This is a genomic window from Pseudoalteromonas aliena SW19, from assembly GCF_014905615.1.
GTDB classification, from domain to species: domain Bacteria; phylum Pseudomonadota; class Gammaproteobacteria; order Enterobacterales; family Alteromonadaceae; genus Pseudoalteromonas; species Pseudoalteromonas aliena.
In genome coordinates this window covers 935804-953914 of the sequence record NZ_AQGU01000025.1, presented here as the reverse complement: position 1 = coordinate 953914, position 18111 = coordinate 935804, and the positions used below count along the sequence as shown (strand labels likewise).

The 18111-nt window shown below is 38.5% G+C and carries 22 protein-coding genes; 8 read left to right on the top strand and 14 right to left on the bottom strand.

Going from position 1 to position 18111, the window contains the following annotated elements; genetic code table 11:
* Positions 1-144: 144 nt before the first annotated feature.
* The 7 genes from PALI_RS09890 to smrB all read right to left on the bottom strand — a co-directional run bounded on the left by PALI_RS09890 (position 145) and on the right by smrB (position 4642).
* Positions 145-495, bottom strand: a complete 351-nt coding sequence (locus PALI_RS09890; protein WP_138586245.1) for a hypothetical protein — start codon at positions 493-495, stop codon at positions 145-147.
* Positions 496-727: 232 nt separating this feature from the next.
* Complete coding sequence (locus PALI_RS09885; RefSeq protein ID WP_138586246.1) at positions 728-949, bottom strand: hypothetical protein; 222 nt, start codon at positions 947-949, stop codon at positions 728-730.
* A 54-nt stretch (positions 950-1003) separates the two neighbouring features.
* Positions 1004-1663: a DUF2589 domain-containing protein gene (locus PALI_RS09880; protein WP_138586247.1), complete on the bottom strand. Its 660-nt coding sequence runs from the start codon at positions 1661-1663 to the stop codon at positions 1004-1006.
* Between the two features lie 29 nt (positions 1664-1692).
* Positions 1693-2295: a DUF2589 domain-containing protein gene (locus PALI_RS09875; protein WP_138586248.1), complete on the bottom strand. Its 603-nt coding sequence runs from the start codon at positions 2293-2295 to the stop codon at positions 1693-1695.
* A gap of 73 nt (positions 2296-2368) precedes the next feature.
* Complete coding sequence (locus tag PALI_RS09870; protein WP_138586249.1) at positions 2369-2827, bottom strand: hypothetical protein; 459 nt, start codon at positions 2825-2827, stop codon at positions 2369-2371.
* Positions 2828-3131: 304 nt separating this feature from the next.
* Positions 3132-4058 carry an AEC family transporter gene (locus PALI_RS09865; protein WP_193155720.1) on the bottom strand — a complete coding sequence of 309 codons (927 nt, stop codon included), beginning with the start codon at positions 4056-4058 and terminating at the stop codon, positions 3132-3134.
* A 26-nt stretch (positions 4059-4084) separates the two neighbouring features.
* Complete coding sequence (gene smrB, locus PALI_RS09860) at positions 4085-4642, bottom strand: endonuclease SmrB (protein ID WP_138586251.1); 558 nt, start codon at positions 4640-4642, stop codon at positions 4085-4087.
* Between the two features lie 152 nt (positions 4643-4794).
* Between smrB and prmB the strand changes: the two genes are divergently transcribed.
* Together prmB and aroC are read left to right on the top strand one after the other, a co-directional pair.
* Positions 4795-5730, top strand: coding sequence for a 50S ribosomal protein L3 N(5)-glutamine methyltransferase (gene prmB / locus PALI_RS09855; protein WP_182701261.1), 936 nt, complete (start codon positions 4795-4797; stop codon positions 5728-5730).
* A gap of 64 nt (positions 5731-5794) precedes the next feature.
* Positions 5795-6895: a chorismate synthase gene (aroC, locus tag PALI_RS09850; RefSeq protein WP_193155719.1), complete on the top strand. Its 1101-nt coding sequence runs from the start codon at positions 5795-5797 to the stop codon at positions 6893-6895.
* A gap of 87 nt (positions 6896-6982) precedes the next feature.
* On the opposite strand, the gene PALI_RS09845 is transcribed toward aroC, so the two are convergent.
* The 4 genes from PALI_RS09845 to PALI_RS09830 all read right to left on the bottom strand — a co-directional run bounded on the left by PALI_RS09845 (position 6983) and on the right by PALI_RS09830 (position 9811).
* On the bottom strand, positions 6983-8128 hold the full coding sequence (locus PALI_RS09845; protein WP_193155718.1) for a lipase family protein: 1146 nt from the start codon (positions 8126-8128) through the stop codon (positions 6983-6985).
* Complete coding sequence (locus PALI_RS09840) at positions 8125-8766, bottom strand: DUF6795 domain-containing protein (protein WP_193155717.1); 642 nt, start codon at positions 8764-8766, stop codon at positions 8125-8127. The genes PALI_RS09845 and PALI_RS09840 overlap by 4 nt, the downstream gene beginning before the upstream one ends.
* 306 nt (positions 8767-9072) lie before the next feature.
* Positions 9073-9270 carry a hypothetical protein gene (locus tag PALI_RS09835; RefSeq protein WP_193155716.1) on the bottom strand — a complete coding sequence of 66 codons (198 nt, stop codon included), beginning with the start codon at positions 9268-9270 and terminating at the stop codon, positions 9073-9075.
* A gap of 1 nt (position 9271) precedes the next feature.
* Positions 9272-9811, bottom strand: a complete 540-nt coding sequence (locus tag PALI_RS09830; RefSeq protein ID WP_226894535.1) for a carboxypeptidase-like regulatory domain-containing protein — start codon at positions 9809-9811, stop codon at positions 9272-9274.
* A 347-nt stretch (positions 9812-10158) separates the two neighbouring features.
* Between PALI_RS09830 and PALI_RS09825 the strand changes: the two genes are divergently transcribed.
* The 6 genes from PALI_RS09825 (at position 10159) to PALI_RS09800 (ending at position 14935) form a co-directional block, all read left to right on the top strand.
* Positions 10159-10563 carry a DUF4112 domain-containing protein gene (locus tag PALI_RS09825; RefSeq protein WP_193155916.1) on the top strand — a complete coding sequence of 135 codons (405 nt, stop codon included), beginning with the start codon at positions 10159-10161 and terminating at the stop codon, positions 10561-10563.
* 111 nt (positions 10564-10674) lie between these two features.
* Positions 10675-11136 carry a zinc-ribbon domain containing protein gene (locus PALI_RS09820; protein ID WP_193155714.1) on the top strand — a complete coding sequence of 154 codons (462 nt, stop codon included), beginning with the start codon at positions 10675-10677 and terminating at the stop codon, positions 11134-11136.
* A gap of 117 nt (positions 11137-11253) precedes the next feature.
* Complete coding sequence (locus tag PALI_RS09815) at positions 11254-11808, top strand: elongation factor P hydroxylase (protein ID WP_193155713.1); 555 nt, start codon at positions 11254-11256, stop codon at positions 11806-11808.
* Positions 11798-12961 (top strand): ATP-NAD kinase family protein, encoded by a 1164-nt coding sequence (locus tag PALI_RS09810; RefSeq protein ID WP_193155712.1) that lies wholly within the window; start codon positions 11798-11800, stop codon positions 12959-12961. The genes PALI_RS09815 and PALI_RS09810 overlap by 11 nt, the downstream gene beginning before the upstream one ends.
* The gene (locus tag PALI_RS09805) at positions 12958-13233 is read left to right on the top strand and encodes a YfcL family protein (protein WP_077538508.1); all 276 of its coding nucleotides are present in this window, start codon (positions 12958-12960) and stop codon (positions 13231-13233) included. Before PALI_RS09810 ends, PALI_RS09805 begins: the two co-directional genes overlap by 4 nt.
* A 145-nt stretch (positions 13234-13378) precedes the next feature.
* Positions 13379-14935, top strand: a complete 1557-nt coding sequence (locus PALI_RS09800; RefSeq protein WP_138586260.1) for an AbgT family transporter — start codon at positions 13379-13381, stop codon at positions 14933-14935.
* Between the two features lie 73 nt (positions 14936-15008).
* Here the strand turns inward: PALI_RS09800 and PALI_RS20125 are convergent, their stop codons facing one another.
* From PALI_RS20125 to PALI_RS09785, 3 genes are all read right to left on the bottom strand, one after another.
* Positions 15009-15344 carry a hypothetical protein gene (locus PALI_RS20125; protein ID WP_226894534.1) on the bottom strand — a complete coding sequence of 112 codons (336 nt, stop codon included), beginning with the start codon at positions 15342-15344 and terminating at the stop codon, positions 15009-15011.
* Positions 15345-15822: 478 nt separating this feature from the next.
* A complete protein-coding gene (locus PALI_RS09790) occupies positions 15823-17673 on the bottom strand; it encodes a DEAD/DEAH box helicase (protein ID WP_138585193.1) in 1851 nt (616 codons plus the stop codon).
* Positions 17674-17833: 160 nt separating this feature from the next.
* Positions 17834-18097 (bottom strand): GrxA family glutaredoxin, encoded by a 264-nt coding sequence (locus PALI_RS09785; protein ID WP_193155710.1) that lies wholly within the window; start codon positions 18095-18097, stop codon positions 17834-17836.
* Positions 18098-18111 lie beyond the last annotated feature (14 nt).

The window sequence follows — 18111 nt, the reverse complement described above, 5'->3', positions numbered from 1 at the left end:
TAAGAAAAATTTTGTATAGTCATTACCCCGTTGTACTTCTAAAGTACTCTCAAAGAAAAGTTTAGGTATACGAATTTTCTTCAATTAGATGCCAAAACTATCTTTGAGACTACCTATTCTATTTGAGTTTGTTTTTTAGCAGGACTATGGGCGACAAGTCGTTAGCGTTTTTAGCGCACTGTCTTTTTGATTAAACACATGGCATGTTCTAAAGCTATCTTGCACAGTTATATGCAATGTAGAGCCATCGCCCTTAGCTGGCGCTGTCCCACCATAGTGAGGGCCTTTTGAGATAAAGCAATTACCCTGATCCCAGAATATAGCAAGCGTGTTATCATCCGAATCTCGGATTAACTGTTGCCAGAAAGCGATACTACCTTGCTTTTGAGGGAAAATGGCATTTTTACTGACTATACATTCCGCGTAGCTACTAAGTGATAATAAGCTTAATGAGCATACAATGAGTTTAATCAATTTTATATTAATGGTTTTCATATTTTTCACCTTTGTTGTTGCATTAAGTTGCTAAGTAAAAATAGCAAAAACAAACAATTTTAGGCATAAGAATGGTTCATATGATTTTGTTTTTAAAATAGTTTATGTAGTGTATTGCAGAGGTGTTAAATAAAGATATTGAAAGTTGATTTCACTATTGAAATCAACTCTAAGGCTTGGTTGTATGTAAATGTGGAGGGTTAAAATAACCCATATGATAATGCGCTCAACATTAACTAAACTTAGCATAATCGCTATTACAGCTTCCTATTGCAGAGCTAGATTGTAATTTTTCACTGGCGGATTTTACTTGCACTCTGTCTTCTGCCGCTAAGCTAATTACAGTATTACATAATTGGCAGCAAAACTTTTCTCCTGCACATAAGGCTTCAATACTAATAATAATTTTAGAATGCTGACAGTGAGGACAGTTAATGGTATTTGTTAAATTCATCGTAGTTCCTACATGTTTTAAATAGCGCCTTTATTAAAAGGCGCTTATAAGTTGTTATCCAGGTTTTGTATCCTCATTTTTAGGATTTTTGATCATTATAGGCTGAATAGCTGCCGTATACGCTTGGATTATTGTTGTTACCCCTTCAGGAAGTGGTAACTGCCCAGCATTAACTGCTACGGTGTATTTAGCTGAATTTGACTTTTCATAGTGCTCTTTATCAGAGGACGATGACTGACTAGTTGATTTAACCGAGCCTTCCACTTTGGCAGAAAATCCCATATAGCTGAAACCAGCTTCAAAGCTACCGCTAGTCTCTGTACTATCACTATTTGATTTTTCAGTGTCGTGTGAATAAGAGCTTTTCACTTCCATTTCAAAATTAACATCAACATTTTTAACGGCAAGTGAGTTTAGAGGTAAAATAGTCAAAATGGGTAAATTTAAAGTCGAAGTTGCAGGAGTTGATGGCTCACCTGTATCTTGATTAATAACAGGGCGAGTAATTTCAAGCTTGACCATAATAGGTCTACGTACACCTCCTTCCTTATCTTTATCATCGATTGGTTGAAAACACGTTTCTAATAAAAACTGCGTTTGCGTAATTGCCATGTTTGCATTGGCATCAGCTGCTGCATTTAAAGGAGCACCAATTAAAGACTTCATTGGTAGACCAGAAAATTGTTGAGCCATACTTACTAGTGAATTTTCCATTATAGTATCCTTTTTCTAATGTTAGTTTTCTATCCAGGGATTTGCGCTCTAAGTGAACGCTCGTAACCTTCAATAAGTTTTTGAAGGCCTTCAGGAGTTTCACCTCCTTGAAGTTTTATTTCGATTTCCACATTAGAGGTGTTTCTTTCTTGCGATTTAGAAAAAATGCCTCCTTGAGCTTGTTTTGGAAATGCGACAAATAATTCATTTTGGTCGTTAGCAGTAACTTCTAAGTTTGCTTTAATGCTAACCTCTTGTATTTTTTGTGAGCTGATTGGTGTTAGCGTTATAATTGGTACATCAACATAGCTGATCTTAGGCCCATTATGGTCTTTATCAGGAAAGGCCATTTGCATTGTTTTAGGTTTGAGCACACGCCGAACTTGATTATTAGAAGCTAATTTTTCATTGTGGTTTTTGAGAATGCTAAGCGCTGCTTCTGTATCATCACTATCGATAAATGTTTTAACTTTTTGAATTGACTCATCATCAAGGTCTGTTACATTTTCAGTGGGTATTTCTACAATCTCAAAAAATTTATTAATGTGTTTTATACCTTGAGCTTCAACCTCATTAGCGGCTTGCTTAATGCTTGAATGAAGTTCATGTATAAGCGATCTAAATTTAATCATCTTTAATATTCCGTAGTGACTTTGTTACGTCAGTTATAGGTATTAAAAGAAGATAAGTTAATAAGAGCTGATCTTATGATTGTTTTGAAATGGCCATCTTTTTTCTTGCTGTCGATATTGTGCGCTGACTAATACCAAACACCCTGATTAGCTCATCGTTTGCCATGCCGTTTTTTATTGAATTTTCATACGCTATTTTTCTAAGCAAGCTAAAGATGCCCCACCTATTAGGAATTTCAATATAACCAGACGAATCAGCAAGAGAGCAAAGTCTGCAGTAATGAGATTCAGTTAAATTTATCTCTAAACTTATTTCTAATTTTGACTTATGCTTACCTAAGTAAATTTTTTTCCCACCATGCTTCTCTATAAAATCGTAGAACTCATTAGCAGTGTATGGCTCTACTAGTTCAGATAAAAAAAAGGGCAGCCTAGCAAGTACTTCAACTTTGTATTCTTCATAGAAAATATATAACTCATTCATATGATTTATTTTGTTTGTATAAATTGCGCCAAAAATTTCGTAATGCATCCTTTGCGGCTCCACTGAAGGTATACACTTCAAAGGCGTAACCTTGAAGTTTTGTATGGGTTTCTTTATTTGTAGTTTTTAGGAGTTAATAAGGACATAAGAATGGTTCATATGAAATTAACATTTTGTAAACGTTTTTATTTCAATTGATTCTTTTTTGTTTTTGTTTTTGTTATGGGGACTTTTGTGTGAAGCTGATAAGGAAAAATTATTATATTTTATCCCGTTCAAGTTATAAATTTGGAATGATGGTTAAGTCGCTTTAACCCATTTTTAAAAGAGGAAAACATGGTTTTATTTTCGATTACAATAATATAGCCAGCCAAAATGTAAAACTAGCAACACTTAAAATAGTCGACAGTACAACAGCGCCAGCAAGTGTGGCTTCATGTTGTTTTATTTGACTCGCAATAAGATAAGCATTTACGCCAACAGGCGATGCACTTAAAAGTACCAATACATTAAGTATTTGCGTGTCTAGCTTAAATACATAAGTGCCCACCAATAGCACCAATGCTGGTAATAGGACTATTTTTAAGATTGATGCAATGAGGGCCGGTTGCCAGTTTGCCGCTACTTTATAAAATGCTAAATTTGCACCAAGTACAAATAGCGCACAAGCAATCGCAGGCGACGCTAATAACGTAAGGCTATTAGCGACATCTTCAAATAAAGTGATCCCCACTATATTTAAAATAAGCCCACAACTAATACTCAATACAATAGGGTTTAATACCATGTTTTTAGCAAATTTTGACCACGAAAATTTGCTGCTGCCTTTAGCGCCAATTAAAAACGTAAGTGCAAACAACAATGTGCTATGAAAAGTGATGATCATAAACGCGATGGCTATCATTTCTTTACCAAACGATGCAATAACAATAGGGATACCCACTAACACCATGTTTGAGTAGCTTGAGGCAAGCCCAAATACACCATGTTGTTGATAGTTTTTTTTGTGTTTTTTATTTAAATAGAAGCGATCAATTAAAATGCCAACACCAAATATACTCAGTACTGGAATATAAAAACTTAAAAATGCAAAGAGGCTAATACTTTGTTGTAAATTAATTTGCGACATATTTAGCAGTAAAAAAGCGGGCAAACTAACGTAAAACGTAAATTTACTCAGGCCAGCAATATGCTGCTGTTCAAAAAACTTTAATCGGCAACAGCTATAACCCAGTACGACAATAAAGATGAGCGGAAAAATAATCGATAAAATGTGCACGCAGTTACGCCTTAGTCATAGATAAATTAACGTCTAAATTCATCACTTTGCGGTAAATTAATTAAAATAAGTACAGCGCCTCTGCCGCCATATTCAAGAGGTGCTTGATGCATGGCTATTACATCGGGGTGTTGTACTAAATACTGAGGCACTTTGTGCTTTAGTACGCCGCCGCCAATACCATGTACTACACATGCACAATAGTAATGCTGCTTTTTGCACTCGTGAATGAGCCCTGCGAGTTCATCTTTAGCAAGTTCTTTATTTAAACCATGTAAATCTAGGGTCAAATCGGGTGCAAAGTCACCACGGCGAAGCTGTTTAGCTAGGAAGGTATCTTGACCTGGTTTTACATATTTGACCGTGCCGTGGGTATCTATATCGGGAATATAAACGTCTGAGAAAAAAAATTCAGACTGAGCCTGCTTTTTTTGCTGGGCAAATTGCTTAGCTTGTGACACCTTAGGTTTTGTATCAAAACGATGAGTATCTTGTTTAAATACTTTAGCGCCTGTGATCGTTTGACGAAATAAGCTTATGTCGTCATTGCTTAGGGACGAATGGGATGGAATGTCTTTTTTCATAACTTTTTACCTAAACAAAAAAACGTAAAAACGCAGCGCAAAAGGCGGTACAATACTTAAATGAGGGGCAATTGTAATTTGCCCAGCGCAGATAGGCAATGCAATCGTCTTAAAGACTCAAAACAGTCAGTAAGCTAATACAGGTAAAATATATGAGCGATTTACAAATAGAAGAAGCAACACTCGAAGAAGCCGTTGCAGAACTGTCAACTTTACATGACTGGTTACGTTGGACTACAAGCCAATTTGCAAGTAGTAGTATATTTTTTGGTCACGGTACAGATAACGCATGGGATGAAGCTGTAAGCTTATTACTGCCTGCGCTTAGCTTGCCCGTTGATGCGCCAAAAGAATTAATGCATGCACGTTTAACAAGTACAGAAAAAAACCGACTTGCGGGCCTTATCGCAGAGCGCATTAATGACTGCACACCAGTACCTTACTTAACAAACATTGCATGGTTTGCAGGTATGCCATTTTATGTAGATGAGCGTGTACTTATTCCTCGCTCACCGTTTGCTGAACTTATCAGTAACCGCTTTACACCTTGGCTTGAAGAACCACAATCGGTTAACCGCATATTAGATTTATGTACGGGGTCGGGTTGTATCGCAATCGCACTTGCACAAGCCTTTGAGCAAGCACAAGTTGATGCGGTAGATATATCGTATGAAGCGCTTGAAGTAACAGACATTAACATTAACGACTACATGTTAACTGAGCGCGTGTTACCTATTCAGTCTGATGTATTTAGCGGTGTACCAGGTCAAAAATACGACCTAATAGTAGCAAACCCACCGTATGTTGATGCAGAAGATATGGCTGACTTGCCACGCGAGTTTCATCATGAGCCAGAGCTTGGCCTTGCATCAGGCCACGATGGTTTAGACGTAACGCGTACTATATTAAGCGAAGCGAGTGAGCATCTAACTGATAACGGTTTGTTATTTGTAGAGGTTGGTAACTCTATGGTACATATGGACGCACTGTATCCGGATGCGCCGTTCGAATGGATTGAATTCGAACAAGGCGGCTTAGGTGTATTTGTAATTAGTAAAAAGCAGCTAGATGAGTATTTTGCAAAATAAGTAAAAAATGAATAGCCAAGCCCTGTGCTTGGCTATTGGTAGTCATTAGGAATGAGGAAAGTTAATGGCAGGTAATAGCATTGGACAGTTATTTAAAGTGTCCACCTTTGGTGAGAGCCACGGCGTTGCATTAGGCGGCGTTGTTGATGGTACTCCCGCAGGTCTTGAAATCACAGAGGCCGACTTACAAATTGATTTAGATCGCCGAAAACCAGGCCAAAGCCGTTATACAACGCAGCGCCGTGAAAGCGATCAAATAAAAATATTAGCAGGCGTTTTTGAAGGTAAAACCACAGGTACTAGCATTGGTTTATTAATTGAAAACACCGATCAACGTTCGCAAGATTACGGCAAAATTAAAGATGTATTTCGCCCAGGTCATGGCGATTACACGTATTGGCATAAGTACGGCTTGCGCGACTATCGCGGTGGTGGGCGTTCATCTGCACGCGAAACCGCAATCCGAGTCGCAGCAGGGGCTATCGCTAAAAAATATTTAAAGCAATTTCATGGTATTGAAGTTAAAGCATGCTTAAGCCAGCTAGGTCCTATTAAGGCTGAAACGTTTGATTGGGATGAAGTTGAAAATAACTTATTCTTCTTCCCTGATGCAAGTAAGCTTGAAGCGCTTGACGAATATATGCGCGACCTTAAAAAGCAAGGTGACTCAGTTGGCGCTAAAGTAAAAGTAGTGGCAAGCAACGTACCGGTAGGTCTAGGTGAGCCCGTATTTGACCGCCTTGACGCCGAACTTGCACACTCCTTAATGAGTATTAACGCAGTTAAAGGCGTGGAAATTGGTGATGGCTTTGATGTGGTTGAGCAAAAAGGCTCTGAGCATCGTGATGAGTTAACCCCTGAAGGTTTTACATCAAACCACGCCGGTGGTGTACTTGCGGGGATTTCGACAGGGCAAGATATTATTGCTTCTATTGCGCTTAAACCAACCTCGAGCATTACTATTCCTGGCAACAGTATTAATACGAGCAACGAAGCGGTAGAGATGATCACCAAAGGTCGTCATGATCCGTGTGTGGGCATTCGTGCAATCCCGATTGCTGAGGCAATGATGGCTATTACATTAATGGACCATTTACTGCGTCAACGCGGTCAAAATCCACATGTAAATCATCAGCACGGGCCAATTAAAGGCTCGATTGATTAACTTGGTTTGATTTAGTAAGAAATATAAAACTCAAAACGCGGCTCTGATTTTGCCGCGTTTTTGATTGGAGAAAATTTAACAATAAGCTTAAATACGGTCAATGGCATGTTTTGCCACCAAGTATAGCTTTTTGACCATTAAACCTAATACCCAACGGATAAATTGAGCTGTAAGCTCTTTGACTTCATATGTCGCTTTACCAACAAACGCGAGCATGTGCCCAATTAATCCCTTTAACTCCTCTGTAAGCTCTACAAATTTAACCACTGATTCAAATAGGCAGCGGGCTAAAATATCATAAAAAGTTAACCCAACAGCTACACCTGCCTGTGCAGAGATAAAGGCGTATTGTCCTGTTTTCTTTAAAAAGGTAATTAAGCCATTGGTAATTATTCGTTGGCAGGCAGCTGAAAACGTAACATTAAAGCGCTGCTCATACTTTAACACAGTGTGATTGTAGTGAAGAGGCTTTATTGAGCTTTCCATGCTTGCGTAGTCTTTATAAGCAGCCACAGTATTAACATAACCTGGTGTATTTTCTTCCATCGAGTGTGCACCAATACTAAAAAAAGATCCTTCATTCATCGCTGTCTGATATTCGCTTGAAGTATGACTAAATGGCCAAGCTGGTACGCAGGGTACCGGATCTGCGCCGTGCGTTACGCGGTACTGGCCTATATTGTACGCTGCAGAATGAACAAACTGGTTTAATACAACCCTAGGCGCACCAAACGTATATAAATTAGTGGGAATACCTTGCTCACTTGCCCAAATTGCAGTGAGCTGTGCTATAGCACCACCTAAGCTATGACCAACAAGGTGCAAACACTTAGGTTTATGCTGCTTGACATAACTTTCAAACATCGGCTTCATGCTGGTAAAGGCTTTCTCAAAGCCAGAATGCACTTCTAAATTTTTAGGGCCGTGGGTAATGGCTACATTTAAGTTTGTTAGCCAGTCGGCGCAGGAGGTAAAAACGGTGCCACGTATACCAATAATATGGTGGCCTTTAAATTGTTGTGATGCACCTTCTGCAGTCAAAGCGAAACCTGTCGTGCGGTTTAGCAGTTGATTGATTAAGCCACCGCTAACACCTTTAATTTGGTTGTTGGTGATTTTAAAGTTTTCAATAAAATCTATGTTAAACTCTCTTTTATAACTGTTACTTTTTCTTATATCATATACTCTTGCGGCAACGCTCGCAGCTGTGTTGGGTGACAACTTATTATTCATAACTCAACCTCCTTCCCTGTAAAAAGCTCTGTAATCTTATTGAAATCTCCATCATGTATTTTGTACTTTATCTCTCCGTTCTCTATGATATGTGTTGGTATATAGTCATCTTCCCATCTACAAATACTGGAGGCTATTCTATTTAAATGCTCATTATTGTAATTTTTGAACTCAAACCTGACTAATTTATTTGTTACTTCGCAATTTATGAATGCTAATTTGTTGGTATATTCAGGTATTTCTTTAATACCAGACTGATTAGCACTCCAGAGCTCAATTTTATTATCATCATTTCGGATAAAAATTTCTTGGGAAATACGGTTTTCAACGATAAGTTTATTCGGAATTGAGGAAAAAATTGTTTTTTTTGGAAAATGAAAGCGCCCATCTTCATCGGTAATTGCAGTGTCACGACGGTCAATCTCATCTAAATACATTAATGATCGTATTATTTCTAAGTTGGCAATTGGTGCGCCATTTTCTGTAACAATACCATTGACTTCAGGGCTTAAAAATACTTCTTTTTTCTTTCTGAACCAGCTAAACATATCTTCTCCTTGGCTAATGGCTGGGAAAATAATAAGACAAGCAAGAATAAATAAGATAATGAATCGAGGGTTATAGCTAGATATATTCATAAGCAATCCTTGCATATTTTTACTAAATATTAATTGAGATTAAAGACAGTGTAAAGGGTAGTGTTCAAAAAACTGTAACATTTTAATATTATTTAAAAACAAGAGTTAGATATGACTTAGTCTTTTGGCTTGAACAAAAAATTAGCTGAACTTCAAGCTAGTAAAAGTTTATTAAATCCTGAGTGTATTTCTAAGTTTTTACGGTTTTCTTTTAGATCTTTGAACCAATCAGCACAGGAAGTATTACGGTACTACGTATACCAATAATAAGTTGGCCTTTAAATTGTGGTAATGCACCTTCTGCAGTTAAAGCGAAACCTGTGGTGCGGGTTGGTTAATTAAACCGCCACTAACGCCTTTTATTTGGTTGTTGGTGATTTTGAAGTTGTCTCTAAATGTTGGGTGGAAAATACCGCTAAAACTTGTTGAGCTTCTAATATCGTAAACCCTTGCTGCGGCACTCGCTGCAATGCTTGGCAGTAATACTGCTTGGACTTTTTCCATGTTAATCTTCCTTGATGTTGCGCTCAGTTAAGTTGTTAAAATCACCATTATTAATTTTATATTCTCTATCTCCGTCATATAACCAAAATGGCATATAGTCTGTTTTCCAACGACAAATACTCGATGCTACATAATTTAAATGTTCGTTATTATTTTTTTTAAATTCAAAAGTAACGCGTTTATTAGTTAATTCACACTCTAGGAATGCTAATTTTTGACTATACTCGGGAATTTCTATAATTGATGATTGATTTGCAACCCATAATGGAATTAAAGTGCTTTCGCTTTCAATAAAGATTTCTTGCGAAACACGGTTTTCAACTATTAGCTTATTTGGTATTGAGGAAAGAATAGTTTTTTTAGGAAAATGAAAGCGCCCATCTTCATCGGTAGTTGCTATATCTCTGCGGACTTTTTCATCTATATAGATTAGTGATCGTATTATTTCTAAATTGGCAATTGGTGTGCCATTTTCTGTAACAACACCATTGACTTCAGGGCTTAAAAATACTTCTTTTTTCTTTCTGAACCAGCTAAACATATCTTCTCCTTGACTAATGGCTGGGAAAATAATGACACATGCAATAATAAACAAGATCACGAGTCGAAGTTGAAGCTCAAACTTGAGTTACTCATAGGTAATCCTTGCGTAACTTTCTGAATTTTAACCGACAAGAATATACATGTTAAGTAGAGAATACCTATTTTCACGGAGTGGTGAATTAATATTAAGGTTTTTTTGTACTAGATTCTAAACTGAACTTTATGTGTATAGTATAACTTTTTCAAGTGCTAATACTGTTGAGGTTTTATTTATTGAGCTATTTAATTAGTTAGTCAGACCTTACAATGATTAGTATTAACTTTAAAAATGACAAGACAGTTATTATGCGAATAAACAATCAACCTTCAGTCGTACATTATGAATATGAAACAGCTATTAAACGTTTAGAAAAGTTTTCTCACTTTACAGATAGCAGCATCGGCATTCCTTTTACTAAATTTAATATAGGTTTGGAAGCTGTAATTGGTTTAATCCCTGTTATAGGTGATGCCGCAGGGCTAATTTTATCAAGCTATGTGCTTATCGAAGCGCAGCGTTTCGGTGTGAGTAAACGTATAAAGACTAAGATGATTATCAATATGCTTATAGACTTTGTGGGCGGTTTAGTGCCATTTTTTGGTGATATTTTTGATGCGTTTTTTAAAGCAAATACACGAAACACGCATTTATTAAAAAAGCATATAGCTAAGCAGTTAAAAGCGCACGGTAATGAAAGCTCAGTTATTTAAGTGTATAAATTACTTATAGATAACAATTATGTATCGTATATTTCGCATTGGCTTACTTTTATTTAGTTCGCTTTTAAAAATGTAAGCTATTAACTTATAACAGGTAAATGTATGTACCTTGATCACCCTAGGTATGGTAATAAGCCCATAGTTACCAATATTTCAATGGCGGTAGAAGCGATTGAGCGAGCACACTGGCATTACTCAAACCTTAAATATTTTCCTAATACGGTAATATTGGCAGATATAGAAAAGCAAAATTATGCCATTTACCCCCGAACACTCTATGTTGATATTGAGGTGCAGTGCGGGGCTTGCTCTAGGGCATTTATTTTTTTTGCTCAAGAGCAGCAGTATTGGTTTGAGGTACTTGGGTTTTGGGTCGATTCGCACTGTACTCATTGTTTTGGATGCCGTAAGCATGCCAGATATATACTTACTCTTCGTAAACGATACGATATGTTAGCAAATGCAGCCAATAAAACTGTCAGTGAAAAAACAGAGCATAAAGCGCTTGCAAAGACTCTTTACTGTTTAGGTATTATTAAAAATATCAATAAAGTGAATGGTTAGCCTACTCATATTTTACTATCACGCCTTATTTTTACTTTAGTTGTAAAAGCCCGTACAATTCGTCTCGTTTTTAGTGCGCTATGTAGCGCTGTAACCGAGACGAGTTAGCCTAATTTTATGCATCAAATAGCTGATCTAATTTCAATTTTTGAACGCACTTTTTATCAAACTTATAATACTCGGTTGATAAAAGGCGACAGCGAGCCTGTGTATTTACCGGCAACAGATTATGTGCTCTATCACCAAGTCGTATTTGCCCATGGTTTTTACGCCAGTGCATTGCATGAAATTGCACACTGGCTGGTGGCGGGTAATGAACGGCGTTTATCAGAGGATTACGGCTATTGGTATTGCCCCGATGGGCGTGATAAACAACAACAAGCTGATTTTGAAAACGTTGAAGTAAAGCCCCAAGCCATCGAGTGGTTATTAAGTACCGCAGCAGGGTTTAATTTTAATGTGTCGGTAGATAACTTAAACGGCGAACAAACGTGTCGGTTTGATTTTCAGCAGCGCGTGCATCAACGAGTGCTTACCTTGATTAAAAACGGTTTTAACTCTCGTACGGAGTCACTTTTAAAAGCGCTCTCTCATTTTTACAACACACCGTGGCCATTAACTGCACAGCAATTTAATTGGCAATACCCAAAGGAGCTTTGTAATGGCGTTTAAATTAGGCTTAATTGTAAATCCAGTCGCGGGTTTAGGTGGCACGGTTGCTTTAAAAGGCAGTGATGGCGCACAAACTGCTGCCAGAGCTATTGAGCTAGGCGCAGAGCCAAAAGCCAATAGCCGCACAAAAGCAGCGCTTGAAGTGCTATTACCTTATAAAGAGCGCCTGACTATTTACACTGTTAACGGTGACATGGGTGAGAAAGCAGCCAAAGCCTTAGGCTTTAATGCAGAGGTTGTGTACAACACTTCTGCAATAACAACCCCAGATGACACAGAACAAGCAGCAAAAGTACTTAAAGACTGTGGTGTTGATTTAGTTTTATTTGCCGGAGGTGACGGTACAGCACGTAATATTTGCCATGCAATAGAAGACACTGTGCCTGTACTTGGCATTCCCGCAGGCTGCAAAATCCACTCTGGTGTGTACGCTATTACACCAAAAGCTGCAGGGCGCGTAGTCGAAATGCTGGTTAAAGGTGAGTTAGTTACTTTAGCTGATGCCGATGTAATGGATATCGATGAAGATGCCTTTAGACAAGGCACAGTAAAAGCAAAGCGCTACGGCGAAATGCAAACCCCAAGTGAAGTACGTTATATGCAAGCGGTTAAAAATGGCGGTAAAGAAACCGACGAGCTCGTGCTTGCCGACATTGCTGCGCATGTTGTATCACAAATGGATGAAGACACATTTTACATTATGGGTAGCGGCTCAACGGTTGAGGCGATAATGGAGGAAATGGGACTTGAGAATACGTTGCTTGGCGTGGATTTAATTAAAGATCAAACCTTAGTTGCCCAAGATTTAACGGCTGCGCAATTACTGCAATATACTCACCAGCAAAGTACTAAGTTAGTTATTACGCTCATTGGCGGGCAAGGGCATATATTCGGCCGTGGTAATCAGCAATTGAGCCCTGCGCTTATACGCGCAATAGGCAAAGAAAATATTATTGTAGTCGCAACAAAAACAAAACTACAGGCGCTAAATGGGCGTCCGCTTATTTGCGATACGGGCGACGGCGAACTTGATGACACATTAACGGGTTATATAAAAGTAACCACCGGATTTAACGATCATATTATGTATGCAGTAGGGCACCAACATCTTGAAGAAATGGATGCTTTGCAAAACCAGGAGATTAATAAATGAGTTTAGTGAACTATATCGATGCAGCTCAGCAGTACTTCGATGACTTAGTAATAAAAGCAACCGACGATGAGTTATTTGCAGGCGGTTATTTACGAGGCCACTTTGATCTTGCTGTAGGCTATGCCGAAGTAGAAAAACTCACAATTAGTATTGATGAGCTAAACGAAACTGTAGAGCAAAGCTTAGTTAAAGCGTATCGCAATGGTGAGCTTAACGAGGAAGACAAGGCATTAGTTGTACGCTTGTGGGAAGAAGTAAAAGCACTCGCTTAACAAAACCGATAAAAGAAAAACACGATTAGCTCAGCGCTGTCGTGTTTTTTGCTTTTAAAGGCCCTAAAATAGATTGTTATGTTAATTTACTGTTGCGTTTTAATGCGATACTGTTGTTAAAATAAATTTTAATGAGTAATCAAATATGAATAATAATCAGGACGCCTTACCTTCGGGGCTAGTCGCGCGTTTTTTAAATTTTGTTGAAAGAATAGGGAATAAGCTTCCAGACCCGGCAATTATATTTTTATTTGCTATGTTATTGATCTGGTTTTTATCGTGGTGGTTTTCAGGCGTAAGTTTTGACGCAATTGATCCCCGTACAGGCGAAGCCATTATAATTAATAACATGCTGGCAAGTGACTCATTAGCGACCTTTTTATCATCAATGGTAAAAACCTTTACAGGGTTTGCTCCTTTAGGCGTAGTGTTAGTGGCTATGCTTGGTGTGGGCGTTGCCGAACATTCTGGCTTTATTAATACCGGCTTAAAACTGATGTTAAAAGTAACACCTAAAAAGTTATTAACGCCTTCGATCATTTTAGTGGCCATTGTTAGTCACACGGCAACCGATGCAGGTTATGTATTGGTTATCCCATTAGCGGGCGTGATTTTCTATGCCGCAGGGCGTCATCCACTTGCAGGTATTGCAGCGGCATTTGCGGGTGTAAGTGGTGGTTTTGGTGCTAACTTTATTCCATCGGGAATTGATCCATTACTGCAAAGCTTTACGCAAAGTGCAGCGCAAATTATTAACCCTGCTATGTCTATTAATCCGCTTAATAACTGGGCATTTGCCTCAGCGTCAAGTTTATTTATCGTATTAGTAGGCTGGTATATCACCGATAAAATTATCGAACCACGCCTACAAAAAACAAAAGTTGATGGCACAGAAGAAGACTTACCTGTATTTGAAGATGCACGCAGTGATGAAAAGCGCGCCTTTTTTATTGCAAGTAGCGTGATGATCGCAGGCCTTGCATTATTAGCGTTTGTTTCAGCCCCCGCAGATTCTGCAATGCGTAGCAGTGATGGATCGCTTACCAATTTTAGCTCCCCTTTAATGCAATCAATTGTTCCGTTAATCTTTTTACTCTTTTGGATCCCAGGTGCTGTATATGGCTTTACAGTCGGCACATTTAAAAGTACCAAAGATATGATCGATGCTATGAGCAAAGCGATGAGCGGCATGGCGTATTATATTGTAATGGCGTTCTTTTGTTCGTTATTTATTGCCGCTTTTAGTAAATCAAACTTAGGTGCATTACTGGCAATCGAAGGCGCACAGCTTTTAAAAGCAATGGAGCTACCGAGCGCAGTCACTGTAGTAGGTATCATCTTTTTAACAGGCTTTGTTAACTTGTTTGTCGGTTCAAGCTCAGCTAAATGGGCATTACTTGGTCCCGTATTTGTGCCAATGCTGATGCAATTGGGGATCTCGCCAGATTTAACCCAGGCGGCTTACAGAGTCGGAGACTCAAGCTCTAATATCATTACACCACTTATGCCTTACTTTCCGCTTGTTGTTGTGTATTGTCAAAAGTATGTCAAAGGCACTGGCATAGGCACGCTCATTGCGCTGATGCTACCGTATTCAATCGCCTTTATGATTGGCTGGAGTATCTTCTTGCTAGGCTACTGGGCACTCGGTATCCCGCTAGGTCTTGATGCCAGCTATGTGTATCCGGCAGTAGCGCCTTAACCTAAATCTTGATTTATGAACCTCACTCATTTGGTGAGGTTTTTAAATAAACGCCCTGTAATGTAAAAATAAGTTACCTTTCTAAATCTCTCACTATATAGCCAAACAAGCTGGCCTCACCGACAATATACATATAATCGTTTTTGTTGCTCATTATTGTAGACTTATCGTCATACCATCTAAAATCATGAATTTTATTCGTTTTAGGGTCTTTGAAGTATAAACGAGTACAACTATCTTCATACTCAGTGCCACACTCTTGTACATTGGTCAGGATATATTCTTTATACCAATAGTCGCCTTGCGTGTAGTAAGCCCATAATTTAATAGGATCAGAGATAAAAATATAGAGTATTCCATAGATTAATAAAGGGGATAACGGGTACATGAAAATGGATGCCAATTTCATTTTAGTATCTGAAAAATTGTATTTAAGTGATTCTCTATATTTACTGCAGCGTTTATATTTATTGAATATAAGAATATTTAAATAAATAAATAGTGCACAACAGATAACAGGGAGGGCTATAAAGAAAACAACGTCGTATAGTTCATTTGAGATGAATGGCGGATCTGTAAAGTCCATTAAAATAGGAATAGTAATGCATAATAAAATGGGGAGTATTATTGCTAGAAGGAGCAAGTTGTCGTAAATCTTTTTCAATTTTTAATTCGTCCGTGAATTATAGCCTTTGTCTAGTTTACAGAATTTTTGTTGTTTTAAGATGAAAGAAAATATATTTATAGGCATTAAGTAAGCTAATAAAACTATCTCAAGCCGCTATTGAATTGACGCGAAAGTTTACCTTGTTTTCACTGTAACAGCAGCTTAAAAACAAAAAACCTTGTCACTTTCGTGGCAAGGTTTTTTTATTAAAGAGTTGTTGCTATTTAGCTGTGAAGCTTACTGGGCGACGTTCTTTACGAGGACCGCTGCGCTTATCACCGCGTGCACTGTCGTCTTTGTTAAAGCTGCGTTTATCACCAGCTGGACGCTCAGAGCGTTCGCCGCGTGGTTCAGCAGGGCCTTGATCTTGTGTGATTGTTAAGCCCATAGGACGTTTACAAATAAACACTTTTTGGAAATGATCAAGTACATCTTTAGGCATGTTTTGCGGTAATTGAACCGTACTGTGATTATCGTGCAGACGAATATCACCAATAAACTTGCTTGAGATGTCAGCTTCGTTAGCGATAGCGCCAACAATGTTTTTAACTTGAACACCATGTTCACGACCTACTTCGATACGGTACGTATCCATAGGGCCTGCATCACGGCTGTTACGTTCGCGAGGTTTACGCTCAGCGCGTTCACCACCACGTTCGCCGCCACGCTCGTTACGACGTCCACGGTCACCACGATCGTTGCGGTCATTACGTGGGTTGCGGTCGTTACGCTCGTTACGTTCACGAGGTTGAATCTTAACTTCTTCAACTTTAATTGGCGACTGTTGCTGTGCTAAACACAGTAACGCACCCGCTAAGCTTTCAAGAGGAAGGTCAAGTTTTTCAGCCATGTTAGTAGCTACATCATTGAAGAATGTAATGTCTTTGTTTTCAAGCGCAATAGTTAATTTTGCTTGTAACGCTTCGATACGTTTTTCTTCAACAATTTTTGCAGTTGGTAATTCAACTTGTGCAATTTCAGACTTCGTATGACGAATGATATTTTTAAGTAAATAACGTTCGTTATGTTTTACGAATAAAATTGCTTTACCAGTACGACCAGCACGACCTGTACGGCCGATACGGTGAACGTAGGCTTCAGAATCTTGTGGAATATCGTAGTTGATAACTAAGCTTAAACGGTCAACATCTAGACCACGTGCCGCTACATCTGTTGCAATAACAATGTTTAGCATGCCACTTTTTAAACGATCTACAGTGCGTTCACGTGCTTGCTGGTTCATGTCACCGTTAAGTGGAGCCGCCGAGAAACCTTCGCGCTCTAATAATTCAGCAAGTTGTACAGTATCGTTACGTGTACGAACGAAAACAATAGCACCTTCATATTGCTCAGCTTCTAAGAAACGAACAATTGCTTTATTTTTATGTACGCTTGCATTCCAAAATACTTGCTCAACAGATGATACTGTTGAGTTACGCGCAGAAATATGAACCTGTTCAGGATTGTTCATATATTTGCTGCTGATGTTTTGAATTTGCTTAGGCATAGTCGCAGAGAAAAGACATGTTTGCTTTTCGCGCGGTGTTTTTTCCATGATGCTTTCTACATCATCGATAAAGCCCATACGTAACATTTCATCGGCTTCATCAAGTACAAGCGCTTGTAGAGCATCAAACTTGATTGTGCCACGGTTAATGTGATCGATTAAACGACCTGGAGTTGCAACAATAACCTGAGCGCCACGACGAAGTGCGCTTAATTGGATACTGTAGCTTTGGCCACCATATAGTGCCAATACTTCAATACCACGAACATGTTTAGCATATTGTTCGAATGCCTCAGCTACTTGGATCGCAAGCTCACGTGTTGGTGTGAGTACAAGGATCTGTGGCTGCTTCACAGACGGGTCAATATTATTAAGTAATGGCAGTGCAAATGCTGCGGTTTTACCTGTACCCGTTTGAGCTAGTCCCAGTACGTCCTTTCTTTCTAGCAATAACGGTATACATTGAGCTTGGATTTCAGATGGTGTCTTGTAACCCAACTCTTCAACTGCCTTCAAAATTGCAGGAGAAAGATTTAGAGATTCAAACGTGACTGGTTCTGACATTAATACGCCTCAACGAATTTAAAGAGGCGCGCATTATATAGGATTAGCGAGGCAAATGCTTGTATAAATTGAAACTAATTTATATGTATTTGAAAGTGGTCGAAATTTAACCAGTTCAATATAGGCTTTATGAAACTGGTTAACATATTTAATACAGAACTTATTTGTACAAACCTAAGCTTTCTTTTGCATATGCTTCAAATTCGGTAAACCCGCCAATGTGATTTTGGTCTACAAAAATTTGTGGTACGGTAGGGCAAGGTTTACCCGCTGACTTTTCTAAATCAACTTTGCTTATCCCTTCTTTTATAATATCGATATAACGAAATTTAAAATCATCGCGTTCATTTGCTAGTTGTTCTGCTACGTCTTTTGCACGTACACAAAATGGACAACCTTCTCGGCCAAAAATTACAGTAAGCATAACGCTCTCCTTTA